The 15,940-nt window shown below is 66.6% G+C and carries 18 protein-coding genes; 7 read left to right on the plus strand and 11 right to left on the minus strand.

Annotation, left to right across the window (positions count from 1 at the left end; genetic code table 11):
• Nucleotides 1-67 precede the first annotated feature (67 nt).
• The 5 genes from ABE483_RS13395 to ABE483_RS13415 all read right to left on the minus strand — a co-directional run bounded on the left by ABE483_RS13395 (nt 68) and on the right by ABE483_RS13415 (nt 3,837).
• Nucleotides 68-481 carry a hypothetical protein gene (locus ABE483_RS13395; RefSeq protein ID WP_346481851.1) on the minus strand — a complete coding sequence of 138 codons (414 nt, stop codon included), beginning with the start codon at nt 479-481 and terminating at the stop codon, nt 68-70.
• Nucleotides 481-1,311 carry a 3-deoxy-8-phosphooctulonate synthase gene (gene kdsA, locus ABE483_RS13400; RefSeq protein WP_088433181.1) on the minus strand — a complete coding sequence of 277 codons (831 nt, stop codon included), beginning with the start codon at nt 1,309-1,311 and terminating at the stop codon, nt 481-483. The genes ABE483_RS13395 and kdsA overlap by 1 nt, the downstream gene beginning before the upstream one ends.
• A gap of 105 nt (nt 1,312-1,416) precedes the next feature.
• Nucleotides 1,417-3,081: a CTP synthase gene (locus ABE483_RS13405; RefSeq protein ID WP_313212006.1), complete on the minus strand. Its 1,665-nt coding sequence runs from the start codon at nt 3,079-3,081 to the stop codon at nt 1,417-1,419.
• Nucleotides 3,078-3,338, minus strand: a complete 261-nt coding sequence (locus ABE483_RS13410; protein ID WP_313212007.1) for a hypothetical protein — start codon at nt 3,336-3,338, stop codon at nt 3,078-3,080. Before ABE483_RS13410 ends, ABE483_RS13405 begins: the two co-directional genes overlap by 4 nt.
• Nucleotides 3,339-3,597: 259 nt before the next feature.
• On the minus strand, nt 3,598-3,837 hold the full coding sequence (locus tag ABE483_RS13415) for a hypothetical protein (protein WP_346481852.1): 240 nt from the start codon (nt 3,835-3,837) through the stop codon (nt 3,598-3,600).
• Between the two features lie 163 nt (nt 3,838-4,000).
• On the opposite strand from ABE483_RS13415, the gene parE reads away from it, so the two are divergent.
• The 3 genes from parE (at nt 4,001) to ABE483_RS13430 (ending at nt 7,055) form a co-directional block, all read left to right on the plus strand.
• The gene (parE, locus tag ABE483_RS13420; protein ID WP_313212009.1) at nt 4,001-5,890 is read left to right on the plus strand and encodes a DNA topoisomerase IV subunit B; all 1,890 of its coding nucleotides are present in this window, start codon (nt 4,001-4,003) and stop codon (nt 5,888-5,890) included.
• Between the two features lie 107 nt (nt 5,891-5,997).
• The gene (locus ABE483_RS13425) at nt 5,998-6,441 is read left to right on the plus strand and encodes a GNAT family N-acetyltransferase (RefSeq protein WP_346481853.1); all 444 of its coding nucleotides are present in this window, start codon (nt 5,998-6,000) and stop codon (nt 6,439-6,441) included.
• 41 nt (nt 6,442-6,482) lie between these two features.
• The gene (locus tag ABE483_RS13430) at nt 6,483-7,055 is read left to right on the plus strand and encodes a GNAT family protein (protein WP_346481854.1); all 573 of its coding nucleotides are present in this window, start codon (nt 6,483-6,485) and stop codon (nt 7,053-7,055) included.
• 105 nt (nt 7,056-7,160) lie between these two features.
• Here ABE483_RS13430 and ABE483_RS13435 read toward each other — a convergent pair whose 3' ends face one another.
• Both ABE483_RS13435 and ABE483_RS13440 read right to left on the minus strand, forming a co-directional pair.
• The gene (locus ABE483_RS13435) at nt 7,161-8,282 is read right to left on the minus strand and encodes an inorganic phosphate transporter (protein ID WP_121041745.1); all 1,122 of its coding nucleotides are present in this window, start codon (nt 8,280-8,282) and stop codon (nt 7,161-7,163) included.
• A 13-nt stretch (nt 8,283-8,295) separates the two neighbouring features.
• A complete protein-coding gene (locus ABE483_RS13440; RefSeq protein WP_121041743.1) occupies nt 8,296-8,922 on the minus strand; it encodes a DUF47 family protein in 627 nt (208 codons plus the stop codon).
• A 282-nt stretch (nt 8,923-9,204) separates the two neighbouring features.
• On the opposite strand from ABE483_RS13440, the gene ABE483_RS13445 reads away from it, so the two are divergent.
• Together ABE483_RS13445 and ABE483_RS13450 are read left to right on the plus strand one after the other, a co-directional pair.
• Complete coding sequence (locus ABE483_RS13445; RefSeq protein WP_346481855.1) at nt 9,205-10,515, plus strand: hemolysin family protein; 1,311 nt, start codon at nt 9,205-9,207, stop codon at nt 10,513-10,515.
• Nucleotides 10,499-11,155 carry an exopolysaccharide biosynthesis protein gene (locus tag ABE483_RS13450; protein ID WP_313217854.1) on the plus strand — a complete coding sequence of 219 codons (657 nt, stop codon included), beginning with the start codon at nt 10,499-10,501 and terminating at the stop codon, nt 11,153-11,155. The genes ABE483_RS13445 and ABE483_RS13450 overlap by 17 nt, the downstream gene beginning before the upstream one ends.
• Nucleotides 11,156-11,258: 103 nt before the next feature.
• Here ABE483_RS13450 and ABE483_RS13455 read toward each other — a convergent pair whose 3' ends face one another.
• The 4 genes from ABE483_RS13455 to ABE483_RS13470 all read right to left on the minus strand — a co-directional run bounded on the left by ABE483_RS13455 (nt 11,259) and on the right by ABE483_RS13470 (nt 14,164).
• Nucleotides 11,259-11,768, minus strand: coding sequence for a pyridoxamine 5'-phosphate oxidase family protein (locus ABE483_RS13455; RefSeq protein ID WP_121041737.1), 510 nt, complete (start codon nt 11,766-11,768; stop codon nt 11,259-11,261).
• A gap of 97 nt (nt 11,769-11,865) precedes the next feature.
• Nucleotides 11,866-12,858, minus strand: a complete 993-nt coding sequence (locus tag ABE483_RS13460; RefSeq protein ID WP_346465493.1) for an LLM class flavin-dependent oxidoreductase — start codon at nt 12,856-12,858, stop codon at nt 11,866-11,868.
• A 138-nt stretch (nt 12,859-12,996) separates the two neighbouring features.
• A complete protein-coding gene (locus tag ABE483_RS13465; RefSeq protein WP_313212017.1) occupies nt 12,997-13,749 on the minus strand; it encodes a sulfurtransferase in 753 nt (250 codons plus the stop codon).
• A 49-nt stretch (nt 13,750-13,798) separates the two neighbouring features.
• Nucleotides 13,799-14,164 (minus strand): DUF6164 family protein, encoded by a 366-nt coding sequence (locus ABE483_RS13470; protein WP_313212019.1) that lies wholly within the window; start codon nt 14,162-14,164, stop codon nt 13,799-13,801.
• A 67-nt stretch (nt 14,165-14,231) separates the two neighbouring features.
• Between ABE483_RS13470 and ABE483_RS13475 the strand changes: the two genes are divergently transcribed.
• Together ABE483_RS13475 and ABE483_RS13480 are read left to right on the plus strand one after the other, a co-directional pair.
• Nucleotides 14,232-14,672, plus strand: coding sequence for an FKBP-type peptidyl-prolyl cis-trans isomerase (locus tag ABE483_RS13475; RefSeq protein ID WP_346463725.1), 441 nt, complete (start codon nt 14,232-14,234; stop codon nt 14,670-14,672).
• 10 nt (nt 14,673-14,682) lie between these two features.
• Complete coding sequence (locus ABE483_RS13480; protein WP_313217849.1) at nt 14,683-15,930, plus strand: TIGR03862 family flavoprotein; 1,248 nt, start codon at nt 14,683-14,685, stop codon at nt 15,928-15,930.
• The last annotated feature ends 10 nt before the right edge of the window (nt 15,931-15,940 follow it).

Here is a 15,940-nt window from a genome sequence, read left to right on the forward strand (position 1 = left end):
GGGCCGGTTACCAGTCAGAGAGGGGGAGGCGCCGCCAACGCAGCGCCAAAAAAAACATGCCGCGTGATTATCCCTGCACACCCGTCACTTGCCAAATCGGCAGGGTGGCGGGCGGCACCCCGGCCACGCTGGCGTGGCGCGAGGTCAGCGACGGGATCAACAACACCAGCATCAACAACGCCAGCAGGGCCAGCGCCACGCCGCCGCCGGCGGGTTGCCGGCGCAGCCGGAACGCGAGCACGCTGGCGGTCACGCAGGCCAGTGCGGCGGTGCCGGTCAGCGACAGCGTCGCCAACAGCATGGGCATCACCGCGCGCAGTGTGTTGTCGCCATCACCGGGCGAGCCCATGCTGGTGAACATCAGCACCACCAGCAGGAACACCCCGCACCAGGTGGCGATCGCCGCGCCCAGCGCGATCCAGCCCCAGGTCCAGCCGCGCCAGCCGCGGCGCACCGCGGGGGACGCCGGAACGTCGGCCATCATGCGAAGCGCGAGAACCCGTGCTTCTTGGTGACCGCGTCGAGTTCCATCAGGGTTTCGAGCAGTTCTTCCATGCGGTCCAGCGGCCACGCGTTGGGGCCGTCGGACAGCGCCTTGGACGGATCCGGGTGGGTCTCGGCGAACAGGCCCGACACACCGACAGCGACCGCCGCACGCGCCAGCACCGGCACGAACTCGCGCTGGCCGCCGGAGCTGTTGCCCTGCCCGCCCGGCAGCTGCACCGAATGGGTGGCGTCGAACACGACCGGGCACCCGGTATCGCGCATCACCGACAGCGAGCGCATGTCGCTGACCAGGTTGTTGTAGCCGAAGCTGGCACCGCGCTCGCAGACCATGATGTCCTGGTTGCCGGTGGCCTTGGCCTTCTCCACGACAGGTTTCATGTCCCACGGGGACAGGAACTGACCCTTCTTGATGTTGACCGGCTTGCCGGTCGCGCACACCTTGGTGATGAAATCGGTCTGGCGGACCAGGAACGCCGGGGTCTGCAGCACGTCCACCACCGAGGCCACTTCGTCCATCGGGGTGTATTCGTGCACGTCGGTCAGCACCGGCACGCCGATCTGCTTCTTCACTTCGGCCAGGACCTTCAGGCCCTCCTCCATGCCCGGGCCGCGGAAGGCGGTGCCCGAGGTGCGGTTGGCCTTGTCGAAGCTCGACTTGAAGATGAAGTTGATGCCGAGGCGATCGGTGATTTCCTTCAACTTGCCAGCCACGTCCAGCTGCAGCTGCATCGACTCGATCACACACGGGCCGGCGATCAGGAACAGGGGCTGGTCCAGCCCGACGTCGAATCCACACAGTTTCATGGCGTTTCCTTGTTGTCCGGCGAACACTGGCCAGGCCAGCCGCCGTGGGTGATTAGCGCTCTGCAATGGGGGCACGCGGCCCCCACTGCAAGTGCGGCATGCCGATCAGGCGGCTGCGTCCTGTGCCAGCTTGCCACCGGCCTTGCGCTCGCGCGCGGCACGGATGAAGCCGATGAACAGCGGGTGGCCTTCGCGCGGCGTGGACAGGAACTCCGGGTGCGCCTGGCAGGCCAGGAACCACGGGTGCTGGTCACGCGGCAGCTCGATGACTTCCACCAGGGTGTCATCCATCGACTTGCCGGCGATCACCAGGCCCGCATCTTCCAGCTGGGTGCGGTAGCGGTTGTTGAACTCGTAGCGGTGACGGTGACGCTCGGAGACCACGTCCTTGCCGTACAGCTCGCGGGCCAGCGTGCCCGGCTTCAGGCGCTGTTCCTGCAGGCCCAGGCGCATGGTGCCGCCCAGATCGCTCTTGTCGTCGCGCTTTTCCACATCGCCGGTGGCGGTGCGCCATTCGGTGATCAGGCCGATCACCGGGTTCGGCGACTGGCGGTCGTTCTCGGTGCTGTTGGCACCTTCCAGGCCGGCCACATGGCGGGCGAAATCGACCACTGCGGCCTGCATGCCGTAGCAGATGCCGAAGTACGGCACATTCTGCTCACGGGCGAACTGCGAGGTCAGCACCTTGCCTTCGAAGCCACGGTCGCCGAAGCCGCCCGGCACCAGGATGCCGTCGACATCTTTCAGCGCGGCCAGGTCGCTGTCTTCCAGCTCCTGCGCTTCGAGCCACTTCAGGTTGACCTTGGTGCGCTGGCGCAGGCCACCGTGCTTGAGCGCCTCGCCGACCGACTTGTAGGCGTCCTGGTGATCGACGTACTTGCCGACCACCGCGATGGTGACCTCGTCCAGCGGGTGCAGCGTGGCATCCACCGCCGCTTCCCACTCGGCCAGATCGACCGGGCCGGCCTTGTCGCCGAGCTTGAGCTGGTTGACCACGATGTCGTCCAGACCCTGCGCGTGCAGGCCCATCGGGATGCGGTACAGCACGTCCACGTCCGGCACGCTGATCACGGCGCGCTCGGAGACGTTGGTGAACTGGGCGATCTTGCGGCGCTCCGAATCCGGCACCACCTGCTCGGAACGGCACAGCAGCACGTCCGGCTGGATGCCGATCGAGCGCAGTTCCTTGACCGAGTGCTGGGTCGGCTTGGTCTTCAGCTCGCCGGCCGCAGCAATGTACGGCACCAGGGTCAGGTGCATGAACAGCGCCTTCTCCGGGCCGCGCTCGGTGCGCACCTGGCGGATCGCCTCCAGGAACGGCAGCGACTCGATATCGCCCACGGTGCCACCGATCTCCACCAGCGCCACGTCGAAGCCTTCGGTGGCCTCGTCCATGCAGCGGCGGATTTCATCGGTGATGTGCGGAATGACCTGCACGGTGGCGCCCAGGTAGTCGCCGCGGCGCTCCTTGCGGATCACGTTCTCGTAGATGCGGCCGGTGGTGACCGAGTTCTTGCGGCTCAGGCGGGTGCGCACGAAGCGCTCGTAATGGCCCAGGTCCAGGTCGGTCTCGGCGCCGTCATCGGTGACGTAGACCTCACCGTGCTGGAACGGGCTCATGGTGCCCGGGTCGACGTTGATGTACGGATCAAGCTTCATCATCGTCACCCGCAGGCCGCGGGCCTCGAGGATGGCGGCAAGCGACGCGGCGGCAATGCCTTTGCCGAGCGAGGACACTACGCCGCCGGTTACGAAGATCAAGGGAGTCATGGCTGGGGGTGTCCTGTCAGGAAGGGGGAAACGGCGCCGGCGCGCAGGGCGACGGACGACGTAAAGGGGGAAATCGAGGCGATCCGGCTGGCGGCGGCGTCTTCACGCGCCAGGACCGGGATCAGGGGGGATGCGGTGCGGGAGTGGGTCAGCGACGTCGGGTCAGCCGTGCCGGCCGCTGTCTGGACCGTCACCTCCTGCCTACCCTGCTGGCGATCGCGCACGATCAGGCCAGTCCATTCGCTGATGGATGACACGCACTACTCCCGGAAAGCCATAGTTTACAGATTGACGGCCTCCAGCCCAAGGGGCGGATGACGGCCTTCACATAAAAAGAAGAGCCCCGGCGCGATACCGGGGCTCATGTTGCGTACTTTTTCAGATCCCCAGGTCTCTGTCGTGGAGAGCCCCCTTGGCGTTCAAGGGGGCGCCGACAGGCGCGGGGATGTGGAAGAGAGGGTGAGCGGGGCCCACGGTTTGCCGCGCAAACCGTGGGGAAGCGTCAGCGCGAAGCGCTTATCGCTTCTTCCGCGCTTCTTCTTCCTCTTCCTTCTGCGGGGCCTGGTCGCCCTTGGCCTTCATTTCGGCCGTGGCGGCGGCGCGGCGCTTGGCCTTGGCGTCCGCTTCCGCCTGGGCCCTGTCGGCCTGTTCGCCCTGCTGCGGCGTGGGCTGGCCCTGTCCGGCGTTCTGGGCCAGTGCCATGGGCACGGCCACGACGGCGGCGGCGATGGCAACGATGGTCAGCAACTTCTTCATGGGGTGCTCCTCGCGGTATGGCATGAAATGGGGCGCCGGAGGCTCCGGTTTCCCATCCAGCACAGTCTATCGCGCCCCAGTCGGCCGCCCCCTGAACGTGTGGCGTGCAAAAAACCCGTCCAGACCGCAAACTTCGCCGTCGCATTGCGCTTTATGAAGACAGATGAACGCCCGCTATAACGCCGCCGATATTGAAGTCCTGTCCGGCCTGGACCCGGTCAAGCGCCGCCCCGGCATGTACACCGACACCGCGCGCCCGAACCATCTGGCGCAGGAAGTCATCGACAATGCCGTCGACGAAGCCTTGGCCGGACATGCCCACACGGTCGAAGTCACGCTGTTCAAGGACGGCAGCTGCGAAGTCAGCGATGACGGCCGCGGCATGCCCGTGGACATCCACCCCGAGGAGAAGATCCCCGGCGTCGAACTGATCCTGACCCGCCTGCACGCGGGCGGCAAGTTCAACAACAAGAACTACACCTTCTCCGGCGGCCTGCATGGCGTGGGCGTCAGCGTGGTCAACGCGTTGTCCACCCTGGTCGAAGTGCACATCAAGCGCGAGGGGAGCGAACACCGCATCACCTTCCGCAACGGCGACCGCGCCACCCCGCTGGAAGTGGTCGGCAGCGTCGGCAAGAAGAACACCGGTACCCGCGTGCGCTTCTGGGCCGACCCGAAGTACTTCGATACGCCCAAGTACAACCTGCGTGCGCTGCGCCACCTGCTGCGCGCCAAGGCCGTGCTGTGCCCCGGCCTGACCGTGAAGCTGCACGATGAAGCCACCGGCGAGCAGGACACCTGGTACTACGAAGATGGCCTGAGCGATTACCTCAAGGCCGAGCTCGGCGAGCGCGAGATGCTGCCGGCCGACCTGTTCGTGGGCCACCTGAAGAAAGAAAACGAGATCGTGGACTGGGCCCTGGCCTGGATTCCCGAAGGCGAGCTGGTCCAGGAAAGCTACGTCAACCTGATCCCGACCGCCCAGCACGGCACCCACGCCAACGGCCTGCGCACCGGGCTGACCGAGGCGCTGCGCGAGTTCTGCGACTTCCGCAACCTGCTGCCACGTGGCGTCAAGCTGGCCCCGGAAGACGTCTGGGACCGCGTGTCGTTCGTGCTGTCGCTGAAGATGACCGATCCGCAGTTCAGCGGCCAGACCAAGGAACGCCTGTCCTCGCGCCAGGCCGCAGGCTTCGTCGAGGGCGCAGCGCATGATGCCTTCAGCCTGCTGCTGAACCAGAACGTCGCATTGGGCGAACAGATCGCCCAGCTGGCCATCGAGCGCGCCAGTGCGCGCCTGAAGACCGAGAAGCTGGTGACCCGCAAGAAGGTCACCCAGGGCCCCGCCCTGCCCGGCAAGCTGGCCGACTGCATCAGCCAGGACCTGTCGCGCACCGAGCTGTTCCTGGTCGAAGGCGACTCCGCGGGCGGCAGTGCCAAGCAGGCCCGCGACAAGGACTTCCAGGCGATCCTGCCGCTGCGCGGCAAGATCCTCAACACCTGGGAAGTGTCCTCGGGCAGCGTGCTGGCCTCCGAAGAAGTGCACAACCTGGCCATCGCGATCGGCTGCGACCCGGGCAAGGACGACATCGCCGGCCTGCGCTACGGCAAGGTGGTCATCCTGGCCGACGCCGACTCGGACGGCCTGCACATCGCGACCCTGCTGACCGCGCTGTTCCTCAAGCACTTCCCGGCGCTGGTCGATGCCGGCCACGTGTTCGTGGCGATGCCGCCGCTGTTCCGTGTCGACGTGGGCAAGCAGGTGTTCTACGCCCTGGACGAGGAAGAGAAGCGCACGATGCTGGACAAGATCGAGCGCGAGAAGATCAAGGGCCAGATCAGCGTGACCCGCTTCAAGGGCCTGGGTGAAATGAACCCGCAGCAGCTGCGCGAGTCCACCATCCATCCCGATACCCGCCGTCTGGTACAGCTGACCATCGATGACGGCGAGCAGACCCATTCGCTGATGGACATGCTGCTGGCCAAGAAGCGCGCCAGCGACCGCAAGGGCTGGCTGGAGAAGAAGGGCGATCTGGCCTCGCTGGAAGTCTGATCGACCGGTTGTGACACTGGAAAAACCCGCCTTCCGGCGGGTTTTTTCCTGGGCGACGCCGCGCACTAGCGGTGATAATCGGGGCAACCTGCATCAGGACGTCCCGCATGTACGATATCCAGCCTGCGCTGACCACCGATCACGACCGCATCACCGTCGTCTGGGAAGCCTCGGTACGCGCTACGCACGGCTTCCTGCCGGAGGCGGCGATCCACGCACTGCGTCCGCTCATCCGCCAGCAGTACCTGCCAGCCGTGACGTTGCGCGTATGCAAGGATGCCGATGGCGTCATTCAGGGCTTCGTCGGCGTCGCCGATGATCGGATCGAAATGCTGTTCATCGAACCGCGCGCGAGGGGCACCGGAATCGGCAAGGCATTGCTGCGCCATGCCATCGAGGTACTCGGTGCCGATGCGCTGGACGTCAACGAACAAAATCACCAGGCGGTCGGCTTTTATCAACACCAAGGGTTCGTGGTGACCGGTCGCTCAGCGCTGGACGAACAGGGCCAGCCCTACCCACTGCTGCACATGCGCCTGGCCCCTCACTGACCCATCATCGCGGCAGCGCACTACATCCCCGGAGTTCAGTCATGCCGTTCGATCCCACCCTGCAACTGGAGAGCGCGCGCCTGGTGCTGACCCCGATCGGCGCGACGGACGCGCAGGCGATGTTCGCAATCCAGTCCGACCGTGCCGGCATGCGCTACTGGAACCATCCGGCGTGGACCGACCTCAAGCAGGCCTATGTGCAGATCCTCGACGATCTGGCCGCGCTCGATGCGGGCACGCAGTTGAAGCTGGCGATCCGGGAGCGTGTGGACGGGCCGCTGCTGGGGATCGTGGTGGTGTTCGCGATCGACGAGACGTCCCGGCGTGCGGAGATCGGGTATCACCTGGCGCCGTTGGCGCAGGGCAAGGGCTACATGCACGAGGCGCTGTCACGGTTCGTGGCGTATCTGTTCGATGTGCTGCGCCTGCGTCGCCTGGAAGCGGAGATTGATCCGCGCAACGTGCCCTCGGCGAAGGTCCTGGCGCGGCTCGGCTTCCAGCGCGAGGGACTGCTGCGGGAGCGCTGGCGGGTCGCCGGCGAAGTATCGGATTCGGCGGTGTATGGGTTGCTGGCACGGGAGTGGCAGAGGCCAGGCAGCGCAGTGTCGGGGTGACCGTCGCACGAAACACCCCCGGCCATTCCGGCCTCTGCATCCGCGGTGCCCCACGAAAAAGCCCGCCTTCCGGCGGGCTTTTCGATGTTCAACCGTGCTGACCGATCAGGCCCAGCCGAACAGCTCGAACAGACGCAGGATCAGGTACGCACAGCCGCCGGCGGCCGGGATCGTCAGGATCCACGCCCACACGATGCGCTCGATCACGCCGAAGCGCAGCGAACGCGGGTTCTTGGCGAAGCCCACGCCCATGATCGCGGTGGAGATGCTGTGGGTGGTCGAGACCGGCATGCCGAAGTGCGCCGCCACGGTCAGGATCGTGGCCGAGCTCGTTTCCGCGGCGAAGCCGTGGATCGGGTGCAGCTTGACCATCTTGTGGCCCAGGGTCTTGATGATCTTCCAGCCGCCCGAGGCAGTACCGGCGGCCATCACCACGGCGCAGGTCAGCACGATCCACATCGCGATGCCGTCACCGGCGGTTGCATCCGGGTGCATGAACGCCAGCCAGGACGGCAGGTCGTTCAGCGCACCGGTTGCCTCGGCGCCGATCAGGGTCATGGCGATGATGCCCATGGTCTTCTGCGCATCGTTGTGGCCGTGGGCGAAGCCCATGTAGGCCGCCGACACGATCTGCGCCTTGCCGAAGAACGCATTGACGATGCGCGGCCGGGCCAGACGGCCCAGGAAGCCACCGATCTTCGCCATGCCGGCGATCATGCCCCACAGCAGCAGCATCACCGCGATGCCGAGCAGGAAGCCGGCGATCGGCGAGGTGATCATCGGCAGGAACACCTTCCACAGCAGGCCCTTGTTCTGGGCCCAGGTGCCGATGCGCTCGGACCAGATCAGGGCATCCCAGTTGTTGTGGGCAGCGGCCAGGCCGGCGCCGCACAGGCCGCCGATCAGGGCGTGCGAGGACGAGGACGGCAGCCCCTTCCACCACGTGATCAGGTTCCAGATGATGCCGCCCAGCAGCGCGCACAGGATCACCTGCGGGGTCACATCGACCACGTTGGTGTTGAGCAGGCCCGAAGCGATGGTCAGCGCGACGGCGGTGCCGGTCAGCGCGCCGATCAAGTTCATGAACGCGGCGAGCATCACCGCCCAGCCGGGCGAGAGCACTTTGGTCGCCACCACGGTGGCGATGGAGTTGGCGGTGTCGTGGAAGCCGTTGATGAACTCGAAAACGAGCGCGGCCAGGATCACCACCAGGACAAGGGTCAGCATGCTGTGGCGTCCGTCAGCTGTTCTTCAAGACGATCTGGTACGCCACCACGCCGGCCTCGCGGCAACGATCGATGGCCTTTTCCAGGATCTCGAAGAATTCCTTGAGCAGGAACATCTGCAGGCTGTCCAGGCGGCCGGAGTAGATGTCGCGGTACAGCTCGAGCATCAGGCGGTCGGCTTCGTTTTCCAGCGAACGCAGCTTCTCGTTGAGCGCGGTCATCCGGTCCAGGTTCATATGGCGCAGGTCGTTGACCATCTCCACCACCACGCTGGCAGCCTGTTCCAGCATCGCCGCGCGCGGCGCGAAATCGATGTGTTCCAGATGCTGGGTGGCCAGCGAATAGCGATCGGCGAACTTCTCGATCTGCTTGGGAATCTTGTACAGCGCCGAGCCCAGCGCTTCGATGTCTTCGCGCTCGATCGGGGTCATGAAGCTGTCAACCAGCGCCTGGCTGATCTTGTCCGAAGCCGCGCGCTCGCGCAGGCGGGCCAGCTTGAAGGCGTCCAGCGCCGGCTGGCGGTCCGCTTCGCGCAGCATGGAGTGCAGCGCCTTGGAACTGTCCTGGGCGGCCTGGGCAGCCTCGTCCAGCAGGGTATAGAACTGTTTGCCGGAGCCAAAAATGGTCTGCAGAGAGAACATTGAGAAACCTATTCGCCGTCGAGGAAGGACGGCACCGGGCGGAATTATGACGGTTTGATGTCTGTTCCGGGTACTCCCCCCCTTCTTCACACTGGGACGGCCCCGTCTGAACGACTCTGTTTGCACCCCTGCCCCGGCCTTTTGTTAAGATGCGCGGGCACCTTCGGGTGCACTCTATGGACGACGACCCTTACCCCCCGCCGCACCGCCGCGCTTACGCGCCCTCCGGTAGCCGACATCGCTTGAACACGCCCTCCCTGCCACCAACCGGGGAAGCCGCCCGTGTTTGAACTGATTATTGTCCTCGCCCTGATCCTGCTGAACGGATTCTTCGCCATGTCCGAGATGTCGGTCATGACCTCGCGCAAGAGCCGGCTGAAGCAGATGGCAGGTTCCAGCAAGCGCGCCGAGCGCGCCCTGGCGCTCTCCGAGAAGCCCGAGAACTTCCTGTCCACGGTCCAGATCGGAATCACCCTGATCGGCATCCTGACCGGCCTGTTCGGTGGCGAGGCGATCGGCCTGACCATCGCCGAGTGGCTGCAGGGCATGTTCCCGGCGTTCGCGTATTCCGGCGTAGTCGGCAAGACCCTCGCAGTGGCCCTGATCACCTTCCTGACGCTGATCTTCGGCGAACTGGTGCCCAAGCGGCTGGCCCTGACCCGTTCGGAGGACATCGCCGGCCTGGTGGCGCTGCCCATGAGCTGGCTGGCGAAGATCGCCGCGCCCGGCGTCTGGCTGCTGTCCCACTCGACCCGGCTGGTGTTGCGCGTGCTGGGCCTGGGCAAGGACGAATCGGCCTCGGTGACGGAAGAAGAGATCCGCATGCTGGTGGCCGAAAGCCACGAGGCCGGCGTGATCGACGCCCATGAGCGCGACATGATGAACCGCGTCATGCGCCTGGGCGACCGCACCGCCGACAGCCTGATGACCCCGCGCAACCGGATCGCCTGGCTGGATACGCTGGCCGAGCCGGAAAAGAACATCGCGACCATGCGCGAGAACGAATTCTCGCGTTATCCGGTGTTCCGCGGCAACGATCAGGACATCGTCGGTGTGCTGGAGGTCAAGAGCCTGGTGACGCGCCTGGTGCGCGATGACCATTCGCTGTTCCAGAACCTGCGCGAGCCGCTGTACGTCTCGGAGTCCACCCATGCGATGAAGCTGCTGGAGATCTTCCGCGAGGAACAGCAGTCGATGGCGCTGGTGGTGGACGAGTACGGCGAGATCCAGGGCCTGGTGACCATCAGCGACCTGATGGGCGCGGTGGTCGGCCGCCTGCAGTCGGTGGAGAACGTGGACGAGGACGCCCTGGTGGTGACCCGTGAGGACGGCTCCTACCTGGTCGATGGCTCGCTCTCGATCGAAGACCTGCGCGAACTGATGGGCAACGCCGAGCTGCCCGATGCCGATGATGGCGACTACTACACGCTGGCCGGCATGTGCATCCACTATTTCGGGCGCATCCCGCATGCGGGCGAGTACTTCGATTGGGCCGGCTGGCGCATCGAGATCGTCGATCTCGACGGTGCCCGTGTCGACAAGCTGCTGCTGCGCACCCTGAGCGAAGACGAAACCGATGACATCACCGGCTGAGCCGACGCCGCCGGATCCGACGCGGCCCCAGTACCGCAACGAGGGTATCCGTACCCTGCTGGCGATGTTCGACCACGGTGACCCGGAGCAACGGCTGCTGCTGGGCCAGATCCTGCAGGATCTGCAGCAGAGCGCGTTCGGTGTGTTCCTGTTCGTGGCGATCCTGCCGGCCTTCATCCCGATCCCCGGGCTGGGCGGTGCGGTCAGTGGACCGCTGGTGGTGCTGATCGGCGCGCAGATGCTGTGCGGCATGCGCCGCCCCTGGCTGCCCGGCTTCATCCGCAACCGCGGACCCAAGCGGGGCACCATGCATCGGTTCCTGGAGCGCATCGACCGTCCGCTGCGGCGGCTGGACCGCCTGCTCAAGCCGCGGATGCCCGGGCTGCTGGTACCGCTGCCCGCGCATGCCTTCAGTGGCCTGTTGCTGATCCTGACCGGGGTGCTGCTGTCGCTGCCGATCCCGCTCACCAATTATCTGTTCGGCTTCCAGCTGCTGCTCTTCGCGTTGGCACTGCTGGAACGCGATGGCGTGCTGATGCTGCTCAACTGGATCGGCGCGGTGGCCGCCGTGTTGTTCTTCGGCTTCAGTTCGGGGCAGCTGGTGGGCTATACGGTGGATCTGTTCCAGCGCTGGTTCTGAAGTACCGACCAACGGTCGGTACCTACCGAAGTACCGACCAACGGTCGGTACCTACCGAAGTACCGACCAACGGTCGGTACCTACCGAATTACCGAGTCGGCACCTACGCGCCGGGCTTGAGATCCACCGTGCCGGTGTCGGACATCGCGCCCGGATCATCGGTCACCGCCGACAGCACGAAGTACAGTGCCTTGCCGAGCAGGCCGCCGGGGCCATCCCAGTATTCGGCCGATTCGGCGCTGACGTGGATCAGACGCAGGTTCGGGTCGTCCTTGCCGCCGGGGAAGAAGATCTTCATCGCCGGCGACCAGAGTTCGTCGATCTTGGCGCGGTCATTGACCACCCGCGCGGTACCCGAGACCGAGACATAGGTATTGCCCGACGGCGATGCGTAGGCCACGTTGACGCGCGGGTTGGCGGTGATTTCCGCGATCTTCGGGCTGTCGGCGCCGGTGGCGAACCACAGGTCGCCATCGAACTCGACTTCCTGTGTGCCCAGCGGACGACTGAACAAGCGTCCATCCGCACCGACCGTGGTGAACATCGCGATGTCCACGCCGCGGATCAGTTCGGCCAGTTGTTTGATGTGCTGCTGACGATCGTGCTCGGCCATGGGGTGGCTCCTGTAAGGGGAGCCACCATCACAGCCGATCGGCGGCTACGGCGACGTGAACCGCACGGTCACGCCCTCTTCGCGCGCCGCACCGGTTTCAGACCTGCAGTGCGCGCCACGCCTGCATCGCCAGCCCGAACGAGCGCTTGCGCGCGGCGTGGTCGTAGATGTTGGCGGTGACCAGCACTTCATCCGGCTTGTGTCGCGCGACGAACGCGGCGAGGCCTTCCTGCACCTGCTGCACGTCACCGACCACCGCACAGGCCAGCGCGTTCTGCACGCCGGCCTTTTCGTGCGGCTGCCAGAACGCTTCGATGTCGTCGATCGGCGGCGGGATCAGACCCGGCAGGCCACGGCGAAGATTGACGAAGCTCTGCTGCTGGGTGGTGAACAAGCGCTTGGCCTCGGCTTCGGAATCGCTGGCGACCACGTTCAAGCCCAGCACCGCGTACGGCGCCTGCAGATACTGCGAGGCACGGAATTCGCGGCGGTAGACCGCCAGCGCTTCATCCATCGCGTCCGGGGCGAAGTGCGAGGCGAAGGCGAACGGCAGACCCATCGCCGCCGACAGCCGCGCACTGAACAGACTGGAGCCCAGCAGCCACACCGGCACCGGGATGCCCGCACCGGGCACGGCGCGCACGGCCTGGCCCTTCTGGGCCGGCTCGAAGTAATGCAGCAGCTCGCGTACGTCCTGCGGGAACTGGTCGGCGCTGTCGAAGTAGCGGCGCAGTGCGCGGGCGGTCGGCTGGTCGGTGCCGGGCGCGCGGCCCAGGCCGAGGTCGATGCGGTCCGGGTACAGCGAGGCCAGCGTGCCGAACTGCTCGGCCACCTGCAGCGGCGAGTGATTGGGCAGCATGATGCCGCCGGCACCGACGCGGATGCGCTTCGTGCCCCCGGCCACATGACCGATCAGCACCGCGGTGGCGGCGCTGGCGATGCCGGGCATGTTGTGGTGCTCGGCCAGCCAATAGCGGTGGAAGCCCCAACCTTCGGCGTGCTGGGCCAGGTCCAGCATGTTGGCGAAGGCCTGCGTGGTGTCGCTGCCTTCGCAGACCGGCGCCAGATCAAGAATCGACAGCTGCATCATGAATGCTCGTTCCAACCAGGAGATATCCCACTGAGATGGGGCTGGCTGGCCGGTTTGCCACCGCCCACAAGGCGCAGGTGGCAAGACGCTGATTTCCGTCTCGCGACGATTCAGGACAATCGAGGCCGTGAAGGCGGCTCAGGCGGCGCCGGCGTCCTGATCGACCAGTGGCTGCAGGGCCGCATCCAGCGCCACGCGCTCGTCGAAGACGAAGCAGCGGCCGTCATAGCCCTCACCGCCCACGGCCTCGAAATAGCCCAGGATGCCGCCGTCCAGCTGCAGGACGTTGTCCATGCCGTCGTTGCGCATCCACAGCGCCGCCTTCTCGCAGCGGATGCCGCCGGTGCAGAAGCTGACCACGGTGCTGTCCTTGAGCGCTTCGCGGTGTGGGGCCAGGGCCTCGGGCAGATCGGTGAACTTGGTGATCGGCAGCACCAGCGCGTCCTGGAAGGTGCCGTACTCGATCTCCTGGGTGTTGCGGGTGTCCAGCATCACCACCGGCTTGCCGGCGTCATCGTGCCCCTGGCGCAGCCAGCGCTGCACCGTGGCCGGATCGATCGAGGGCGCGCGCGGGTAGGCCAGCGGCTGGCCGTCGTCGATGCGGAAACTGATGATCTCCGGCTTGACCTTGGCCTTGAGCCGGGCGAACGGCTGCATCTGGCTGTAGCTGGTCTTCACGCGCAGCCCGGCAAACCGCGCATCGGCGCGCAGGGCGGCGTAGAAGCCGTCGATCTGCGGCTCCGCACCGGCGAGGAACAGATTGATGCCCTCGCCCGCCACCAGGATCGTGCCGCGCAGCTGCGCGGCGGTCGCCCGCTCCAGCAGGGTCGCGCACAGCGCGTCCGGGTCGGCGACGGGGGTGAAGTGGTAAGCGGCGGTATTGGCGATCATCCCGCCATTTTAGCCGCTGGGCAGGCGCTACGCCTGAGCGGCCCTGGAATCAGCCGCGCAGCAGCACGAACGGCAGCAGCACCAGCGCGGTCGCGACGGCCATGCCGAGCAGCACCGCCACCACGAACACCGGGCGGCGGCGGATCAGGCTGCCGAAGGTCTCGGCCGTCCCCTCACGCAGCGCGGCCTCACGCTCGCCACGCACGCGCTCGCCGCGTGCCTGCTGGTACTCGCCCATCAGCGCCTTGGCCCGAGGGTGATCGGCGTCATCGCGGACCCAGATCCCGCCAAAGGAGATCCCCCAGGGGCTGGGCTCGGTGCGGTAGTGGGCGATGCCCGCCTTGTCCAGCAGGGCGGTGACATCCTGGATTTCATCGTCTGCGACATTGCGCAGGTTGAGCAGCAGTTTCGACATGTGCCCATGATAGCGCCCGGCGATGCGCTACCCTTGCGTCCCCGTTTTTTGGATCCGGAGCCCGCCCATGCGCCGTCTGCCGCGTTACCTGCTCGCCCCCCTGATGTTGTCGCTGCTGGCCGCCTGCACCCCGCCCGGCCCGCCGCCCGGCGGCAGCATCGCGCAGTTCGAGAAGATCGATACCCAGCCGGGCACCGGCGCCGAGGCCACACCCGGCAGCAAGGTGACCGTGCACTACACGGGCTGGATCTACGACGAGCGCACCGCCGACAAGCACGGCGCCAAGTTCGACAGCTCGGTCGACCGCGGCGAGCCCTTCACCTTCAACCTCGGCCAGGGCCAGGTCATCAAGGGCTGGGACGAAGGCTTTGCCGGCATGAAGGTGGGTGGCAAGCGCACGCTGATGATTCCGGCCGAGTACGGCTACGGCACGCGTGGCGCCGGCCCGATCGCACCGAATTCCTCGCTGGTGTTCGATGTCGAACTGCTCGACGTCAAGCCGCGTTGATCCTGCCTGCATGAGCATTGCCGTGAACACCCCACGCCGGGTCGCGATCATCGGCGGCGGCCCCGCCGGCCTGATGGCGGCGGAAACCGTGCGCGCTGCCGGCCACACCGTCGATCTGTACGAAGCCAAGGGCTCGCCCGGGCGCAAGTTCCTGATCGCCGGCAAAGGCGGCCTCAATCTGACCCACTCCGATGCGCGTGAGGTGTTCATCTCGCGCTACCGCGAGCGCGCGGACGCGGTGGGCGGCTGGCTGGCCGATTTCGATGGCGAGGCGCTGCGTGCCTGGGCGCTGGCATTCGGCGTGGAGACCTATGTGGGCAGTTCGGGACGTGTGTTCCCGGTCGACCGCAAGGCCGCCCCGCTGCTGCGCGGCTGGGTGCGCCGGCTGAAGGAACAGGGGGTGCGCCTCCACGTGCAGCACCGCTGGACTGGCTGGGATGACGCAGGCGCGCTGCGCCTGGAAACCCCCGAGGGCACGACCACGATCACGGCCGATGCGGTGGTGTTCGCGCTCGGCGGTGGCAGCTGGCCGGAGCTCGGCTCGGACGGTGCGTGGGTGGCGCCGATGACCGCCAGCGGCATCGACATCGCCCCGCTGAAGCCGGCCAACTGTGGCTTCGACATCGGCTGGACGCCCTACTTCAGCGAGCGCCAGGCGGGTGCCCCGCTCAAGCCGGTGGTGGCGCACTGGACCGACCTGCAGGGTGAGCCGCGCTCGCTGCAGGGTGAATGCGTGATCACCGCGACCGGCATCGAAGGCAGCCTGATCTACGCGCTGTCGGCCGATCTGCGCGACAGCCTGGCCCGCGACGGGCAGGTGACCCTGCAGCTGGACCTGCTGCCGGGCCAGACCGAAGCGCAGGTCGCGGAAAAACTGCGCAAGCCGCGCCAGGGCCGCAGTTTCGGCGAGGTCCTGCGCCGCCAGCTGGGTCTGGGCGGGGTCAAATCCGCGCTGCTGTTCGAGGTACTGGGTCGCGAGGCCGGGCAACTGCCGCTGGACCAGATCGCGCATGCGCTGAAGCGGCTGCCATTGGCTCTGCAGCGAGCCCGTCCTATCGATGAAGTGATCAGCACCGCCGGCGGCGTGCGCCTGGAAGCACTGGATACGCAGCTGATGCTGCGCGGGCGCCCGGGCATCTTCTGTGCCGGCGAGATGCTGGACTGGGAAGCGCCGACCGGCGGCTATCTGCTGACGGCCTGCTATGCCAGCGGGCTGCGCGCCGGGCGTGGCGTGGTGGCGTGGTTGGCGCAGGCGTGAATCACGCGGT

Source organism: Stenotrophomonas sp. TWI602, assembly GCF_039674045.1.
Classification (GTDB): domain Bacteria; phylum Pseudomonadota; class Gammaproteobacteria; order Xanthomonadales; family Xanthomonadaceae; genus Stenotrophomonas.